This is a genomic window from Kitasatospora sp. MAA4 (genome assembly GCF_029893355.1).
In the GTDB taxonomy this organism is placed as follows: Bacteria; Actinomycetota; Actinomycetes; order Streptomycetales; family Streptomycetaceae; genus Kitasatospora.
Window position 1 is genome coordinate 124,535 of the sequence record NZ_JARZAI010000007.1, and the last position, 16,595, is coordinate 141,129.

Consider the following 16,595-nt stretch of genomic DNA (forward strand, 5'->3'; position numbering starts at 1 on the left):
AAAAACCCAGGAGAGACACCCCGATGAGCCGCTCCGCGCACCCCGCAGGCCCCCGCCACGGCGACGTGCTGCCCGAGGGGCACTACCTGGCCCCGCCGAGCGACCTGAACCGGCTCGACCCCAAGGTCTGGTCGCGCACGGTCGCCCGCGACGAGCAGGGTGTCGCCACCGTCGGCGGTCTGCGCGTCACCGAGCTGGCCGCCGAGTTCGGCACTCCGGCCTACCTGATGGACGAGGACGACTTCCGGGCCCGGGCCCGCGCCTGGCGCGACGCGTTCGGTTCGGAGGCGGACGTCTACTACGCCGGCAAGGCGTTCATCTCCAAGGCGGTGGTCCGCTGGCTGCACGAGGAGGGCCTCAACCTGGACGTCTGCAGCCCGGGCGAGCTGGCCGTCGCGCTGGCCGCGGGCATGCCGGCGTCGCGCATCGCGCTGCACGGCAACAACAAGTCGGTGCCCGAGCTGGAGCAGGCGGTCAAGGCGGGCGTGGGCCACATCGTGGTCGACTCCTACCTGGAGATCGAGCGGCTGGCCGCGATCGCCGCCGGCCAGGGTGTCCGCCAGCCGGTGCTGATCCGGGTGACGGTCGGCGTCGAGGCGCACACCCACGAGTTCATCGCCACCGCGCACGAGGACCAGAAGTTCGGCATCTCGCTGAGCGGCGGCGCCGCGGCCGAGGCGGTCCGCCGGGTGCTCGCGCAGGACAGCCTGGAGCTGCGCGGCATCCACTCGCACATCGGCTCGCAGATCTTCGACACCGCGGGCTTCGAGGTCGCCGCCCGCCGGGTGGTCGGCCTGCTCGCCCAGATCCGCGACGAGCACGGCGTCGAGCTGCCGGAGATCGACCTCGGCGGCGGCCTGGGCATCGCCTACACCAGCGAGGACGACCCGCGCGAGCCGGCCGAGATCGCGGTCTCACTGGCCGAGATCGTCCGCCGCGAGTGCGTGGCCGCGAGCCTGACCGTGCCCCGGCTGAGCGTCGAGCCCGGCCGCGCGATCGTCGGCCCGACCGCGTTCACGCTCTACGAGGTGGGCACGATCAAGCCGCTGGAGGGGCTGCGCACGTACGTCAGCGTGGACGGCGGGATGTCGGACAACATCCGTACCGCGCTCTACGACGCCGAGTACTCGGTCGCCCTCGTCTCGCGCACCAGCACGGCCGAGCCGATGCTGGTACGGGTGGTGGGCAAGCACTGCGAGTCGGGTGACATCGTGGTCAAGGACGCCTTCCTGCCCGCCGACCTGGCCCCGGGCGACCTGATCGCGGTGCCCGCCACCGGCGCGTACTGCCGCTCGATGGCGAGCAACTACAACCACGCGCTGCGCCCGCCCGTGGTCGTCGTCAAGGACGGTGCGGCACGGGTGATCGTGCGGCGCGAGACGGAGGAGGATCTCCTCCTTCTTGATCTCGGATGACGATTTTTTCGTCTCAGATCATGGAACGCCAGGAGATCTGTACGGAATCTCCCTGAGACTGGGGATTGAAACGAAAATCCGGTGGGGATCAGGAAGCGCCACCGGAGTCCATGATGGATGAGCGATGGATGAGCGGAGTCGGATGATGCGTACGCGCCCGCTGAAGGTGGCGTTGCTGGGCTGTGGTGTGGTGGGCTCCGAGGTGGCGCGCATCATGACGACAGACGCCGCCGACCTGGCCGCGCGGATCGGCGCGCCGGTCGAGCTCGTCGGCATCGCGGTCCGCCGGGTCGGCCGGGACCGTCCCGGGGTACCCGCGCACCTGATCACCACGGACGCCGAGGCGCTGGTCAAGCGCGAGGACGTCGACGTGGTGATCGAGGTGGTCGGCGGGATCGAGCCCTCCAAGCACCTGATCCTCTCCGCCTTCAAGCACGGCGCCTCGGTGGTCAGCGCCAACAAGGCGCTGCTCGCCAAGGACGGCGCCGAGCTGCACGCCGCCGCCGCCGCGGCCGGGGTGGACCTGTACTACGAGGCGGCCGTCGCGGGCGCGATCCCGCTGATCAGGCCGCTGCGCGAGTCGCTCGCGGGGGACAGGGTCAACCGGGTGCTCGGCATCGTCAACGGCACCACCAACTTCATCCTCGACAAGATGGACTCCACCGGCGCCGGCTACTCCGAGGCACTGGAGGAGGCCACCGCGCTGGGGTACGCCGAGGCCGACCCGACCGCCGACGTGGAGGGCTTCGACGCCGCCGCCAAGGCCGCGATCCTGGCCGGCATCGCGTTCCACACCAAGGTCACCGCCGCCGACGTCTACCGCGAGGGCCTCACCGAGGTCACCGCGGCCGACATCGCCAGCGCCAAGCAGATGGGCTGCGTGGTCAAGCTGCTGGCGATCTGCGAGCGCTCGGCGGACGGCACCTCGGTCACCGCCCGGGTGCACCCGGCGATGATCCCGCTCAGCCACCCGCTGGCCTCGGTCCGCGAGGCGTACAACGCGGTGTTCGTCGAGGCCGAGGCGGCCGGTCGCCTGATGTTCTACGGCCCGGGCGCCGGCGGCGCGCCGACCGCCAGCGCCGTCCTCGGCGACCTGGTCGCGGTCTGCCGCAACAAACTGGGCGGTACCACCGGACCGGGTGACTCGGTCTACGCCCAGCTCCCCGCCAAGGCCATGGACGACGTCGTCACCCGCTACCACGTCAGCCTGGACGTGGACGACCGCGCGGGGGTGCTCGCCCAGGTGGCGTCCACCTTCGCCGAGCACGGGGTGTCCATCGACACCGTGCGCCAGCAGGGCCGCGACGGCGACGCCTCGCTCGTCGTGGTGACCCACCGGGCCACCGACGCCGCGCTGTCGGCCACGGTGGACAAGCTCCGCGCGCTGGACAGCGTGCGTGACGTGGCCAGCATCATGCGGGTTGAAGGGGAGTAGGAATTTCCATGAACGCCGTGACCGACAGAGCAGCCCACACCCACCAGTGGCGGGGCCTCATCGAGGAGTACCGGGACCGCCTGCCGGTCAGCGCGACGACCCCGGTGGTCACCCTGCTGGAGGGCGGCACGCCGCTCGTCCCGGCCCAGTTGCTCTCCGAGCTGACCGGCTGCGACGTCTACCTCAAGGTCGAGGGCGCCAACCCGACCGGTTCCTTCAAGGACCGCGGCATGACGATGGCGATCTCCAAGGCCAAGGAGGACGGCGCGCAGGCCGTCATCTGTGCCTCTACGGGCAACACCTCTGCCTCCGCGGCCGCTTACGCGGTGCGCGCCGGCATGGTCTGCGCGGTGCTGGTGCCGCAGGGCAAGATCGCGCTGGGCAAGATGGGCCAGGCGCTGGTGCACGGCTCGAAGATCCTCCAGGTGGACGGGAACTTCGACGACTGCCTCACCCTGGCGCGTGAACTGTCCGAGAAGTACCCGGTGGCGCTGGTCAACTCGGTGAACCCGGTGCGGATCGAGGGCCAGAAGACCGCCGCCTTCGAGATCGTGGACATGCTCGGCGACGCCCCCGACATCCACGTGCTGCCGGTCGGCAACGCGGGCAACATCACGGCCTACTGGAAGGGTTACCGCGAGTACGCGGCGGACGGCCTCGCCTCGCGGACCCCGCGGATGTGGGGCTTCCAGGCCTCCGGCTCGGCCCCGATCGTGGACGGCGCGCCGGTGCTCAACCCGCAGACCATCGCCACCGCGATCCGGATCGGCAACCCGGCCTCCTGGGAGTACGCGGTCGCCGCCCGGGACGAGTCGGGCGGCCTCATCGACAAGGTGACCGACCGTCAGATCCTCTCCGCCTACCGGCTGTTGGCCGCACGGGAGGGCGTCTTCGTGGAGCCCGCCTCGGCCGCCAGCGTGGCCGGCCTGCTGCACGCGGCCGAGCAGGGCCTGGTCGACCCGGGCCAGCGGATCGTCTGCACGGTGACCGGCAACGGCCTCAAGGACCCGGACTGGGCGGTGGCCGGCGCGCCGCAGCCGCACGTGGTCCCGATCGACGCGGAGGCCGCCGCGGTCCGCCTCGGGCTGCTGGACTGACACTCCGTCTCTTTCGTCCGACGATCGGGCCGGTCCTTATCAGGACCGGCCCATCGTCGGTTCCGAGTAACGTCTTTGGTGTCAATTTCGTTGTTCTTATGGATGCCATTTCGGCACCGGTTCAGGCCAGAAGCTGCAACACGGCAGATCGAGAGGGAGCGGGGTGTACCGCTGTGGAACCTCTCTTCGATACCCTGGATCCTGGCGGTGTGGCGCATGCCAGGGTTCGGGCGGGGCCTGACCTCGTGGGTGCCGGCCCGACACCCCTCGCCCGCCACCCGTCACCACCCGTGCCGGACGCGCCTCGCGCGACGCCCACCACTCGCCGCCCCTCCCCACCCCCACCGCTTTCGTTCGACGCGCACCGCGCGACGATCCAGATCCCCAGGAGAGTCCACCGCATGGCCGGTCCTGCGTTCCGTGCCGCCGCCGTCCGGGTTCGGGTCCCCGCGACCAGTGCCAATCTGGGCCCCGGTTTCGATGCCTTCGGACTCGCCCTGGGTCTGTACGACGACATCGTGGTCCGGGTCGCCGACTCCGGGCTCACCGTGGACATCGCCGGCGAGGGCGCCGAGACCCTGGCGCGCGACGAGCGCCACCTGGTGGTCCGCTCGATGCGCGCCGCGTTCGACCGGCTCGGCGGTCAGCCGCGGGGCCTCGAAGTCGTCTGCGCCAACCGGATACCGCACGGCCGCGGCCTCGGTTCCTCCTCCGCCGCGATCTGCGCGGGTGTGGTGGCCGCACGTGCGGTCACCATCGGCGGTCCGTCCGCCCTCGACGACGCCGCGCTGCTGGCTCTCGCCTCCGAGCTTGAGGGCCACCCGGACAACGTCGCCGCCTGCCTGGCCGGCGGGTTCACCATTGCCTGGACCGACGAGGACGCGGCCCGCGCGGTCCGTCTGGAGCCTGCCGCGCAGGTCGTCCCGGTGGTCTTCATCCCGTCCACCGAGGTGCTCACCGAGACTGCCCGCGGCCTGCTCCCCAAGAGCGTCCCGCTGGCCGACGCGGCCGCCAATGCCGGGCGTTCGGCGCTGCTGGTGGAGGCGCTGACCAAGCGTCCCGAGCTGCTGCTGCCCGCCACCGAGGACCGCCTGCACCAGGACTACCGGGCCTCGGCGATGCCGGACAGCGCCGCCCTGGTGGCCGCGCTGCGCTCGGAGGGCATCCCGGCGGTCATCTCCGGCGCGGGCCCGACCGTGCTCGCGCTGACCGACGAGGCGGGCGCCGACAAGCTCCTGCAGTTCGCGGGGCCGACGTTCGCCGCGCACCGGCTGCTGCTGGACCGTGACGGGGCCCGCGTGCTGCCGTTGGACGGATGACCGTACGCGGCGGACACGATTGGCAAGCACGAGGCTGGGGAATGTGTGAGGGGGTCGGTAGTGTTAACCTCATGTCTGCATCAGGCGCCCTGCGGGGCCCGGTGCGCCGCGTCCCGATCTCCGCGTCCCGCTGCTGCGGGATCCAGTCGATTTCGGGGACCACGATTCTCCGGGAGCCCACCACAGCGCGTACGCAGCCTGCCTGCGCGATTGCGGCCGCATCCCGAAGCCGTGTCGGAGCCTGACCCCCACCCGCCGCAACCGGCCTCGCTGTCGAGGCTCTGACGGGCGGGAGCGCGGGAGACCGTCACCCGACGGGGGCCCGGGTTTCGCAGGCAGCGGTCGGCATGAGACCGGCCCGCCGTACTACTTCGCTCCACCGTGCCCTGTGCACCGCACTTCGCACCTCTCCCCCCGCCCAGCACCGCCGTGGTGGGGGACCACCGCCTCGGGCCTCCGCGACAAAGCGCAGGTCGGACAGCACAACCGGTCGCCGAGCCAGACAGGCCGACGTCCGCTCCAGGGAAGGACCCTTAGTGAGCGACACCACTGATCTGATGGGCGCGCGCCCGGACGCCGACGCGACGGATGCGCCTGCCGCGCCCGCGGCGCCGGCCAAGCGCCGCCGTACCGCCGCCGCAGGCCTTGACGGTCTGGTCCTGGCCGAGCTGCAGAAGCTCGCCTCGACGCTCGGCATCAGCGGCACCGGCCGGATGCGCAAGAGCCAGCTCATCGAGGCCATCAAGGAGAAGAGCGGCGGCGACCCGCTGCTCGCCTCCGCGGCTCCGGCGCCGGCTCGTGCCGCCGCCAAGGAGGCCCCCGCGGCCTCCGCCGAGAAGCCGGCCCGCCGCACCCGCGCCGCCCAGGCCGCCGCGGTGGCCGAGGCGCCCGCACAGATCGAGATCCCGGGCCAGGCCGCCCCCGAGACCGCCGCCCCGGCGCGGGCCGAGCGCGGTCGCCGCCGGGCCACCTCGGCCGCCGGCGCCCCGACCGCCGTCGAGGCCCCCGCCGCCACCGCGGTGGAGACCGCCGCGGAGCCGGCCGTCGCCGAGGCCAAGCAGGCCGAGGCCCGCGTCACCGAGTCCCGCACCGCCGACGGCCGGACCTTCGAGGGCCGCGACGAGCAGCGCGAGGGCCGCCGCGACCGCCGCGACCGCCGCGAGCGGCCCGACCGCACCGGCACCGACCGCACCGGCACCGACCGGGTCGCCACCGAGCGTCCGGAGCGGGCCGGCACCGACCGTGCCGAGCAGCGCGCCGAGGCCGTCGACGCCGACGGTGACTCCCGCGAGTCGCGCCGCGACCGCCGCAACCGCCGGGACCGGACCGACCGTCAGAGCGGCCAGGGCGCCCAGCAGCAGAGCGCGCAGCCGGCTCAGCAGAGCCAGCAGCAGAGCGCCCAGCCCGCCCAGCAGGGCGGCTACGACGACGACGAGTTCGGCGACGGACGGCGCGGCCGCCGCGGCCGCTACCGCGACCGCAACCGCCGCGGCCGCCGCGACGGCTTCGAGGTCGGCCCGGCCGAGCCGCAGGTCAGCGACAGCGACGTGCTGATCCCGGTGGCCGGCATCCTGGACATCCTGGACAACTACGCGTTCGTCCGGACCTCCGGCTACCTGCCCGGCTCGAACGACGTCTACGTCTCGCTCGCCCAGGTCCGCAAGAACGGCCTGCGCAAGGGCGACGCCATCACCGGCGCCGTGCGCCAGCCCCAGGAGGGCGAGCGCCGCGAGAAGTTCAACGCCATGGTGCGGCTGGACTCCGTCAACGGCATGGACCCGGAGAGCGGCCGCGGCCGTCCCGAGTTCGGCAAGCTCACCCCGCTGTACCCGCAGGACCGGCTCCGCCTGGAGACCGACCCGGGCGTGCTGACCACCCGGATCATCGACCTGGTGTCGCCGATCGGCAAGGGCCAGCGCGGTCTGATCGTCGCCCCGCCGAAGACCGGTAAGACGATGATCATGCAGGCGATCGCCAACGCGATCACCACCAACAACCCCGAGTGCCACCTGATGGTCGTCCTGGTGGACGAGCGTCCGGAAGAGGTCACCGACATGCAGCGGTCGGTGAAGGGCGAGGTCATCTCCTCGACCTTCGACCGCCCGGCCGAGGACCACACCGTGGTCGCCGAGCTGGCCATCGAGCGCGCCAAGCGCCTGGTGGAGCTGGGCCACGACGTGGTGATCCTGCTCGACTCGATCACCCGCCTGGGCCGCGCCTACAACCTGGCGGCGCCGGCCTCCGGCCGCATCCTGTCCGGTGGTGTCGACTCGACCGCGCTCTACCCGCCGAAGAAGTTCTTCGGCGCCGCGCGCAACATCGAGAACGGCGGCTCGCTGACCATCCTCGCCACCGCGCTGGTGGAGACCGGCTCGCGCGCCGACGAGGTCGTCTTCGAGGAGTTCAAGGGCACCGGCAACATGGAGCTCCGGCTGGACCGCAAGCTCGCCGACAAGCGGATCTTCCCCGCGGTGGACGTCGACGCGTCCAGCACCCGCAAGGAGGAGATCCTGCTCGACCGCGACGAGCTGGCGATCACCTGGAAGCTGCGCCGGGTCCTGCACGCGCTCGACTCGCAGCAGGCGATCGAGCTGCTGCTGGACAAGATGAAGCAGACCAAGAGCAACGCCGAGTTCCTGATGCAGATCGCGAAGACCACTCCGGGGTCCAACGACTAAGGCCGGACGGTCTGAGCGCAGGAACGGGAAGCCCCGGGCGGCAGCAGCCGCCCGGGGCTTCCCGGCGTTCCGGGCCGGTGCAGGGCTGTTGCACAGATCGGACATAACGTCCCAAGAGGTCGCTTATGCTCGACGACATGACCGACGAGCCGCACCCGAAACGTGCCCACCGCAAGGTCCGCAGCCGCCGGGCCAAGCTGCTGAGGGCGGGTGCCCTGGCGCTGGCCGGCCTGGTCGTGCTGGGCGGCGGAGCGGCCGGCTACGCGTACTGGAAGCTCAACGGCAACATCAAGAGCGTGGACATCGACGCCCAGCTCGGCACCAACCGGCCGGTCGCGCCGAACGACGGCTCCTTCAACCTGCTGGTGCTCGGCTCCGACTCCCGCTCCGGCGCCAACGCCGGCCTGGCCGGCGGCAACACCGGCGACACCGCCCGCTCGGACACCGCCATGGTGGTGCACGTCAACCAGAACCACACGCTCGGCACGGTCGTCTCGATCCCGCGCGACACCCTGGTGGCCCGCCCGGCCTGCACCGCGCCGAACGGCAGCACGGTGCCCGCGATGGCCGGCGCGATGTACAACAGCGCCTTCGAGGTCGGCGGCGCGGCCTGTGCGGTGAAGACCACCGAGCAGCTGACCGGGCTGCGGATGAACCACTTCGTGGAGATCGACTTCGCCGGTTTCGCGAGCTTCGTCAACGCCATCGGCGGCGCCACGGTGACCACTTCGGTGAACATCCACGACAAGGACAGCGGCCTCGACCTCAAGGCGGGCACCACCAAGCTCAACGGCGACCAGGCGCTGGCCTTCGTGCGCACCCGGCACGGCGTCGGCGACGGCAGCGACCTGGGCCGGATCGAGTTGCAGAAGCAGATGGTGAAGTCGCTGATGAAGCAGGTCGGTTCGATCGGCCTGTTCACCGACCCCGGCAAGCTCTGGTCGGTCGGCGACACCCTCACCAAGAGCATCACCACCGACTCCGCGCTGGCCTCGGTGAGCGCGCTGACCGGCCTCGGCGAGGAGCTCAAGGGCATCGGGACGGACCAGCTGACCATGGTCACGCTGCCGGTGACGACGGCCCCCAGCGACCCGAACCGGGTGGTCGAGAAGCTTCCGGAGGCGAACCAGGTGTGGAGCGCGCTGCGGGCCGACCAGCCGGTGCCGCAGGCGATAACCAGCGCGCAGCCGGTCAACCCCGCCGATCCGGCGGCCACCGGAGCCCCGTCCTGAGCTGGCGGAATATCCCCGACCCCGGTCCGGTTTGGGAAGATGCGGCCGGTCCTGGCAGACTGGTCCGTCGGTCCCGGTTCACGTGCGGCTTCCTGTCGCCGACCCGGTGCCCTCCCGAACACTAGGAGATCCCCTTGAAGCCCGACGTTCACCCCACGTACGTGGTCACCAACGTGACCTGCACCTGTGGCGCCGAGTTCACCACTCGCTCCACCGAGACCTCCGGCGTGATTCGCGCCGAGGTGTGCTCGCAGTGCCACCCGTTCTACACCGGCAAGCAGAAGATCCTCGACACCGGTGGCCGCGTGGCGCGCTTCGAGGCCCGCTTCGGCAAGCAGCACGGCGTCAAGGCCGAGTCGGCCAACTAGCGCTCGTACGGCGCCGGTTTCGGGCGTTCCCGCACTGCGGGGGCGTCCGAACCGGCGCCGTTCGCGTCTGACCGGCTCGCGGGCTCTCCGCCCCCGGGTATCCGAATCTTCACGGAAGTAGGCCCATCCCCATGTTCGAGGCAGTCGAAGAGCTCCTCGTCGAGCACTCAGCCCTCGAAGAGCGGCTGGCCGACCCGGCGGTCCACGCGGACCAGGGCACCGCTCGCAAGCTGTCCAAGCGCTACGCCGAGCTCACCCCGATCACCGCGGTCTACCGCCTCTGGCGGCAGGCCGGCGAGGACATCGAGGCGGCCCGCGAGTTCGCGGCCGAGGACCCGGACTTCATCGCCGAGGTGAAGGCCTCCCAGGCCCGCCAGGACGAGCTGACCGAGCAGCTGCGGCTGCTGCTGGTCCCGCGCGACCCCAATGACGACAAGGACGTCATCCTGGAGGTCAAGGCGGGCGAGGGCGGCGAGGAGTCCGCGCTGTTCGCCGCCGACCTGCTGCGGATGTACCTGCGCTTCGCCGAGCGGGTGGGCTGGAAGACCGAGATCATCGACGCCAACGAGTCCGACCTCGGCGGCTACAAGGACGTCTCGGTGGCCGTGAAGACCCGCGGCACCATCGAGCCCGGCCAGGGCGTCTGGGCCCGGCTCAAGTACGAGGGCGGCGTGCACCGCGTGCAGCGCGTCCCCGCCACCGAGTCGCAGGGCCGCATCCACACCTCCGCGGCCGGTGTGCTGGTCACCCCGGAGGCCGAGGAGGTCGAGGTCGAGGTCAACGCGAACGACCTGCGGATCGACGTCTACCGCTCGTCGGGCCCCGGCGGCCAGTCCGTCAACACCACCGACTCCGCGGTCCGGATCACCCACCTCCCGACCGGTATCGTGGCCTCCTGCCAGAACGAGAAGAGCCAGCTGCAGAACAAGGAGTCCGCGATGCGGATCCTGCGCTCGCGACTGCTCGCCGCCGCGCAGGAGGCAGCCGACCAGGAGGCCTCGGACGCCCGGCGCAGCCAGGTCCGTACGGTCGACCGCTCCGAGCGGATCCGGACGTACAACTACCCCGAGAACCGCATCTCGGACCACCGCACCGGCTTCAAGGCGTACAACCTGGACCAGGTGCTGGACGGCGACCTGAACGCGCTGATCCAGTCGGCCGTGGACGCCGACGCGGCGGCGAAGCTCGCCGCGGCGCAAAAGCAGTAACTCTGCAGAGGGGTACGTACGGATGAACCTGCTGCTCGCCGAGGTGGCCCAGGCCACCCAGCGGTTGGCCGCGGCCGGCGTGCCGTCGCCGCGCTTCGACGCGGAGGAACTCGCCGCACACATCCACCACGTCAAGCGCAGCCAGCTGCACACCGTCAAGGACGCCGACTTCGACGCCCGGTACTGGGAGGCGGTCTCGCGCCGCGAGGCGCGCGAGCCGTTGCAGCACATCACCGGGCGTGCCTTCTTCCGCTACCTGGAGCTGGAGGTCGGTCCCGGCGTCTTCGTGCCGCGTCCCGAGACCGAGTCGGTCGTGGAGTGGGCCATAGACGCGGTGCGCGACATGGACGTCGCCGAGCCGCTGGTAGTCGACCTGTGCAGCGGCTCCGGCGCGATCGCGCTGGCGCTGGCGCAGGAGCTGCCGCGCAGCACGGTGCACGCCTTCGAGCTGGACGAGGGTGCGCTCAAGTACACCCGGCGCAACATCGAGGCCAGCTCCGATCGCGCCCGGGTCACCCTGCACGCCGGGGACGCCACCCGGGCCTTCGCGGACGACCGCTCCTGGGACGGCCGCTTCGACCTGGTGATCAGCAACCCGCCGTACATCCCGCTCACCGAGTGGGAGTACGTCGCCCCCGAGGCCCGCGACCACGACCCGCAGATGTCGCTCTTCTCGGGCGAGGACGGCCTGGACGTCATCCGCGGCATCGAGCGGGTGGCCGCCCGGCTGCTGCGCCCGGGCGGCGCCGTGGTGATCGAGCACGCCGACACCCAGGGGGGCCAGGTGCCGTGGATCTTCAACGAAGAGGGCGGCTGGACGGACACCGCCGACCACCGCGACCTCAACAACCGGCCGCGCTTCACTACGGCGCGCAAGGCCCAGCTGTGACCGACATGAGCCGTTTCGGAAGGGGACCGCACCGATGAGCCGCCGCTATGACTGTGCCGACGCAGGCGACCGTGCCACCGGGCTGCGCGAGGCCGCCTCGGCGATCCGCCGCGGCGAGCTGGTCGTGCTGCCGACCGACACCGTCTACGGGGTCGGCGCGGACGCCTTCAACCCGGAGGCCGTGGCCGGTCTGCTGGCTGCCAAGGGCCGCGGCCGCGACATGCCCTCCCCGGTGCTGGTCGGCTCCCCGACCACCCTGCACGGTCTGGTCACCGACTTCTCCGAGCGTGCCTGGGAGCTGGTGGACGCCTTCTGGCCGGGTGGTCTGACCCTGGTCGCGCGCCACCAGCCCTCGCTGCGCTGGGACCTGGGCGAGACCCGCGGCACCGTCGCGGTCCGGATGCCGCTGCACCCGGTGGCCATCGAGCTGCTGAACGCCACCGGTCCGCTCGCGGTCTCCAGCGCCAACCGCTCCGGCCAGCCCGCCCCGGCCGACTGCGAGGACGCCGAGTACCAGCTGGGCGACTCCATCGCGATCTACCTGGACGGCGGCAAGGCCGAGCACGGGCAGGCCTCCAGCATCGTCGACGTCACCGGCAAGGTGCCCGTCCTGCTGCGCGCGGGCGCGGTCAGCATCGAGCAGCTGAGGGAGGTCGTACCCGACCTGGAGGCCGGCAGTTGACGGCCGGACTCTACGCCGGCCTGCATCCCGGCCACGCCCCCGGCGCCGCGTCGTACATCGCCGTGGCGCCGCGCCCGGCGGACAGCTTCCGGATCCTCTTCGTCTGCACCGGAAACGTCTGCCGCTCGCCGATAGCCGAACGGCTGACCCGGCACGAGCTGGACGCCCGGCTGACCGAGCGCTCGGCCGGGCGCGTCGTGGTGGAGAGCGCCGGCACCTGGGGGCACGAGGGCGCGCCGATGGAGGCGCACGCCGCCACGGTGCTCGGTGAGTACGGCGTGGACAGCGCCGGCTTCGCCGGACGCGAGCTGCTGGACGAGCACGTGGTCGACGCCGACCTGGTGCTCACCTTCACCCAGGACCACCGCGCCCAGGTGATCTCGATGGGTCACGCGGCGGGCCTGCGCACCTTCACGCTGCTGGAGTTCACCCGCCTGGTGCGCTCGATAGACCCGGCCACCCTGCCCGACCCGCGGGACGGCGCCGACGTCACCGAGCGGGCCCGCGCACTGGTCCGGGCGGCCGCCGCGCTGCGCGGCTGGCTGCTCGCCGCCACCCCCGAGGCGGACGAGGTGGACGACCCCTACGGCGCGCCGATCGGGATGTTCCGCAACTGCGGCGAGGAGATATTCGACGCCCTCGATCCGGTGGTCACCGCCCTGACGGGCGTACCCGCTCCGCGTCGGCAGGACGGCTCGACAGTGCCGTCCTAGGCTGGTTTCCACCGCCGCAGCCCGGGAGCACCGCCATGACCGTCACCGATGCCGTACACGGTCCGTCCATCCAGTCGGGGCAGCACTGGGAGCCCTCGCGGACGCTGCGCGAGGCCGACCCGCAGATCGCCGACCTGCTGCTCGCGGAGGCGCAGCGGCGCGCGGGGAGCCTGCAACTGCTGGCCGGTGAGAACCTGGCCACCGAGGCCGTACTGGCCGCGCTGACCGGCCCGCTGGTGGACAAGTACGCCGAGGGCTATCCCGGGCACCGCCACCACACCGGCTGCGCGCTGGCCGACGCCACCGAGCTGCTGGCGATCGAGCGGGCGCAGCGGCTGTTCGGTGCCGAGCACGCCAACGTCCAGCCGCGCTCCGGGACTTCGGCGATGCTGGCGGCCTACGCGGCGCTGCTGAAGCCGGGTGACGTGGTGCTCGCGATGTCGCTGGAGCACGGCGGCCACCTGTCCTGCGGGTCGACGGCCAACTTCTCCGGGCGCTGGTTCCAGTTCGTCGGCTACGGGGTGCGCGAGTCGGACGGCCTGGTCGACCTGGACCAGGTCCGCGACCTGGCCAGGCTGCACCGCCCGAAGGCGATCATCGCCGGCTCGATCTCCTACCCGCGGCATCTGGACTGGCGGGCCTTCCGGACGATCGCCGACGAGGTGGACGCCTATCTGATCGCCACCGCCGCGCAGACCATCGGACTGGTGGCCGGGGGAGTGGCGCCCTCGCCGGTCGGCTTCGCGGACATCACCGTCGCCGCCACCCACAAGCTGCTGCGCGGCCCGCGCGGCGGCCTGCTGCTGTGCACCGCCGAGCTGGCGGACCGGGTGGACCGCGCGGTGTTCCCGTTCACCCAGGGCGGCGCGGCGATGAACGAGGTGGCCGCCAAGGCGGTCGCGTTCGCGCAGGCGGGCACGCCGGAGTTCGGTGCGTATGCCCGGCGCGCGGTGGACGGCGCGCGCGCCCTTGCGGCGGCCCTCCAGCGGGCCGGCGCGCGTCCGGTGACCGGCGGCACCGACACCCACCTGGTCACCGCCGACGTGAGCCCGCTGGGCGTCACCGGCGCCGAGGCAGAGCGCCGCTGCGCCGCGGCCGGACTGATGCTCGGAAAATGTGCTGTTCCGTTCGATCCGGCTCCGGCGGCGGAGACCTCCGGGATCCGCCTGGGCACCGGCGCCGGCGCCGCGCTGGGGATGGGCGAGGGGGAGATGTCCGAGGTGGGGGAGCTGATCGGACGGCTGCTCGCCGGGCCCGAGGACCCCCGGATCGCGGCCCGGGTGCGGCAGCTGGCGCACGACTTCGGGGCGGGAGCCGCCCGCTAGCGCGAACCGCGATGCACGCTCTGCGCGTCCGACTCAATAAGGTGTGTGCCGTGGCGACACACCTCGAACCCCGGACAAGTGCGGGAGTACCTTACGTACTCAACCGTCGGCGCGCGCGGAAGGAGGTCGGCGATGCGTGAGTACCTGCTCGTGCTGTTCTGCACGGCGGCCGTCACCTACCTGCTGACCGGTCCGGTGCGGAAGTTCGCGATCATCGCGGGCGCGATGCCGCCGGTCCGCGTGCGCGACGTGCACCGCGAGCCGACCCCGCGGCTCGGCGGCATCGCGATGTTCGGCGGGCTCTGCGCGGGCCTCCTGGTGGCCTCGCAACTCACCAATCTGGGCAAGGTGTTCACCGACGACCCGTCCGACATCCGGGCGCTGCTGTCGGGCGTCGGGATCATGTTCGTGCTGGGCGTGCTGGACGACAAGTGGGGCGTCGACGCGCTGGTGAAGCTGGGCGGCCAGATGATCGCCGCCGGTGTGATGGTCTACCAGGGCATCACGGTCATCTCGATCCCGGTGCCCGGTCACGGCCCGCTGCTGCTGACCCCGACCCAGGGCATGATGATCTCGGTCGCGCTGGTCGTCGTGATGGTCAACGCGGTCAACTTCATCGACGGCCTGGACGGCCTGGCGGGCGGCATGGTCTGCATCGCCGCGATGGCCTTCTTCCTGTACTCCTACCGCCTCTGGTACGGCTACGGGATCAGCGAGGCGGCGCCCGCCGTGCTGTTCAGCGCGGTGCTGATCGGGATGTGCCTGGGCTTCCTGCCGCACAACCTGCACCCGGCCCGGATCTTCATGGGCGACTCCGGCTCGATGATGCTGGGCCTGATGCTGGCCGTCTCGGCGATCTCGGTGACCGGCCGCGTCGACCCGGACCTGATCACCGCGCAGGCGGGCGGTTCGCAGACGGCCACCACGCACATCCTGGTGCCGATCTACATCCCGCTGCTGCTGCCGCTGACCGTGATCGCGCTGCCGCTGGCCGACCTGCTGCTCGCCGTGGTGCGCCGCACCTGGGCGGGCCGTTCGCCGTTCGCCGCGGACAAGCAGCACCTGCACCACCGCCTGCTGGAGATCGGCCACTCGCACAGCCGGGCCGTGCTGATCATGTACTTCTGGGCCGCGCTGTTCGCCTTCGGGACGGTGGCGATCTCGGTCACCCACACCGGTCGGACGTTCATCCTGTCCTGTGCGGGGCTCTGCCTGGTCGGCATCCTGGTGCTGCTGATGCCGCGGTTCCGGCCGAAGGCGCCGGACGCCGTGGCGCCGTTCGTGCCGCCGCGCTACCGGCACGGGGGCTCGGCCGGCGCCGACGCGATGACCGAGGCCGAGGAGGTGCCGGCGATGGCCGAGCTCTCGGCGGACGACCAGGCGCTGCTGGGTCGCCTCGGCAGCGGCGCGACGGCCGTCGGCGAGCACCGGAAGTCGTGACCCTGTAGCACCTGACGGGTCGCCAACTCCGATACGCCACTTGGAGTCACCCGTCCAGCGGCACGGTTGGGCCATCGGTGTGACAGGTACCACACGTTCATGGTAAAGCTCTCATCAAATAGTTTGTGATACCGTTCACGAGTACCGAGAACACGCCGAAAGACCCAGTGGTGGAGGACTGACGTCCCCAGTGGGTCAGACCCGCTCGGTCCGGTGATTCCCCCACCGTTGCGCCACCTGTTCTCGTATGGAATCCCCCGTCCTCGACATGCCGCCGGAGTTGCCGACATGCCGTCCCACGACGCCCGGATCATCCGCGGCGCCGCGATCCCCACTGCGGTCGCCGGAGCCGTCGCCCTTGCGATCTCGACCGCGGTCGTGGGGAGCAAGGGGCTGATCGGTGCTCTCTTCGCGACCCTGCTGGTGATGGCGTTCTTCAGTTTCGGCCAGGTCGCTCTCGACCGGCTGACCAGGAACAACCCCCAGATGATGATGGCCGCGGGCCTGCTGGTCTACACGACGCAGATCCTGCTGGTGGCGATCGTCCTGGCGGTCTTCAAGGACACCTCGCTCTTCGACACCAAGGTGTTCGGCTTCACGCTGCTCGGCTGCGCGCTGATCTGGACAGCGGCCCAGGTCCGAGCTGCTCTCAAGGCCAAAACCCTCTACGTGCAGACCGAGTCCGGTGACAAGCCGTCGGACTCGGAGCGTCAACAGTGACCCCCGCCTGTCGTCCCCCTCACGAGGGGGGCGGTGTTTATGCGGTCCTGACAGGCTGCTATCGTCCGTCGCAA

At 71.5% G+C, this 16,595-nt stretch carries 14 protein-coding genes; all 14 read left to right on the forward strand.

All coding sequences use genetic code 11. From position 1 onward, the window contains the following. The first annotated feature begins 23 nt into the window (after positions 1–23). The 14 genes from lysA to P3T37_RS12250 all read left to right on the forward strand — a co-directional run bounded on the left by lysA (position 24) and on the right by P3T37_RS12250 (position 16,521). Positions 24–1,415, forward strand: a complete 1,392-nt coding sequence (gene lysA / locus P3T37_RS12185) for a diaminopimelate decarboxylase (protein ID WP_280723557.1) — start codon at positions 24–26, stop codon at positions 1,413–1,415. Positions 1,416–1,557: 142 nt separating this feature from the next. After that, on the forward strand, positions 1,558–2,850 hold the full coding sequence (locus P3T37_RS12190; protein ID WP_280723558.1) for a homoserine dehydrogenase: 1,293 nt from the start codon (positions 1,558–1,560) through the stop codon (positions 2,848–2,850). 8 nt (positions 2,851–2,858) lie between these two features. Further along, positions 2,859–3,947: a threonine synthase gene (gene thrC / locus P3T37_RS12195; protein WP_280723559.1), complete on the forward strand. Its 1,089-nt coding sequence runs from the start codon at positions 2,859–2,861 to the stop codon at positions 3,945–3,947. A gap of 401 nt (positions 3,948–4,348) precedes the next feature. Further along, positions 4,349–5,266, forward strand: coding sequence for a homoserine kinase (gene thrB, locus P3T37_RS12200; RefSeq protein WP_280723560.1), 918 nt, complete (start codon positions 4,349–4,351; stop codon positions 5,264–5,266). 536 nt (positions 5,267–5,802) lie between these two features. Further along, positions 5,803–7,944 carry a transcription termination factor Rho gene (gene rho / locus P3T37_RS12205; RefSeq protein ID WP_280723561.1) on the forward strand — a complete coding sequence of 714 codons (2,142 nt, stop codon included), beginning with the start codon at positions 5,803–5,805 and terminating at the stop codon, positions 7,942–7,944. A 137-nt stretch (positions 7,945–8,081) separates the two neighbouring features. Beyond that, positions 8,082–9,176, forward strand: coding sequence for an LCP family protein (locus P3T37_RS12210; RefSeq protein WP_280723562.1), 1,095 nt, complete (start codon positions 8,082–8,084; stop codon positions 9,174–9,176). A 134-nt stretch (positions 9,177–9,310) separates the two neighbouring features. Continuing rightward, complete coding sequence (gene rpmE, locus P3T37_RS12215) at positions 9,311–9,544, forward strand: 50S ribosomal protein L31 (RefSeq protein WP_280723563.1); 234 nt, start codon at positions 9,311–9,313, stop codon at positions 9,542–9,544. 131 nt (positions 9,545–9,675) lie between these two features. Beyond that, positions 9,676–10,752 (forward strand): peptide chain release factor 1, encoded by a 1,077-nt coding sequence (gene prfA, locus P3T37_RS12220; RefSeq protein ID WP_280723564.1) that lies wholly within the window; start codon positions 9,676–9,678, stop codon positions 10,750–10,752. 22 nt (positions 10,753–10,774) lie between these two features. Next, the gene (gene prmC, locus P3T37_RS12225; RefSeq protein WP_280723565.1) at positions 10,775–11,641 is read left to right on the forward strand and encodes a peptide chain release factor N(5)-glutamine methyltransferase; all 867 of its coding nucleotides are present in this window, start codon (positions 10,775–10,777) and stop codon (positions 11,639–11,641) included. Between the two features lie 34 nt (positions 11,642–11,675). Further along, positions 11,676–12,323, forward strand: coding sequence for an L-threonylcarbamoyladenylate synthase (locus P3T37_RS12230; RefSeq protein WP_280723566.1), 648 nt, complete (start codon positions 11,676–11,678; stop codon positions 12,321–12,323). A 56-nt stretch (positions 12,324–12,379) separates the two neighbouring features. Beyond that, positions 12,380–13,036, forward strand: a complete 657-nt coding sequence (locus P3T37_RS12235; protein ID WP_280723670.1) for a protein-tyrosine-phosphatase — start codon at positions 12,380–12,382, stop codon at positions 13,034–13,036. A gap of 35 nt (positions 13,037–13,071) precedes the next feature. Then, entirely contained in the window at positions 13,072–14,361 is a 1,290-nt protein-coding gene (locus P3T37_RS12240; RefSeq protein ID WP_280723567.1) for a serine hydroxymethyltransferase, read from the forward strand. Positions 14,362–14,493: 132 nt separating this feature from the next. After that, entirely contained in the window at positions 14,494–15,801 is a 1,308-nt protein-coding gene (locus P3T37_RS12245) for an MraY family glycosyltransferase (protein WP_280723568.1), read from the forward strand. Positions 15,802–16,089: 288 nt separating this feature from the next. Next, positions 16,090–16,521 (forward strand): hypothetical protein, encoded by a 432-nt coding sequence (locus tag P3T37_RS12250; RefSeq protein ID WP_280723569.1) that lies wholly within the window; start codon positions 16,090–16,092, stop codon positions 16,519–16,521. Positions 16,522–16,595 lie beyond the last annotated feature (74 nt).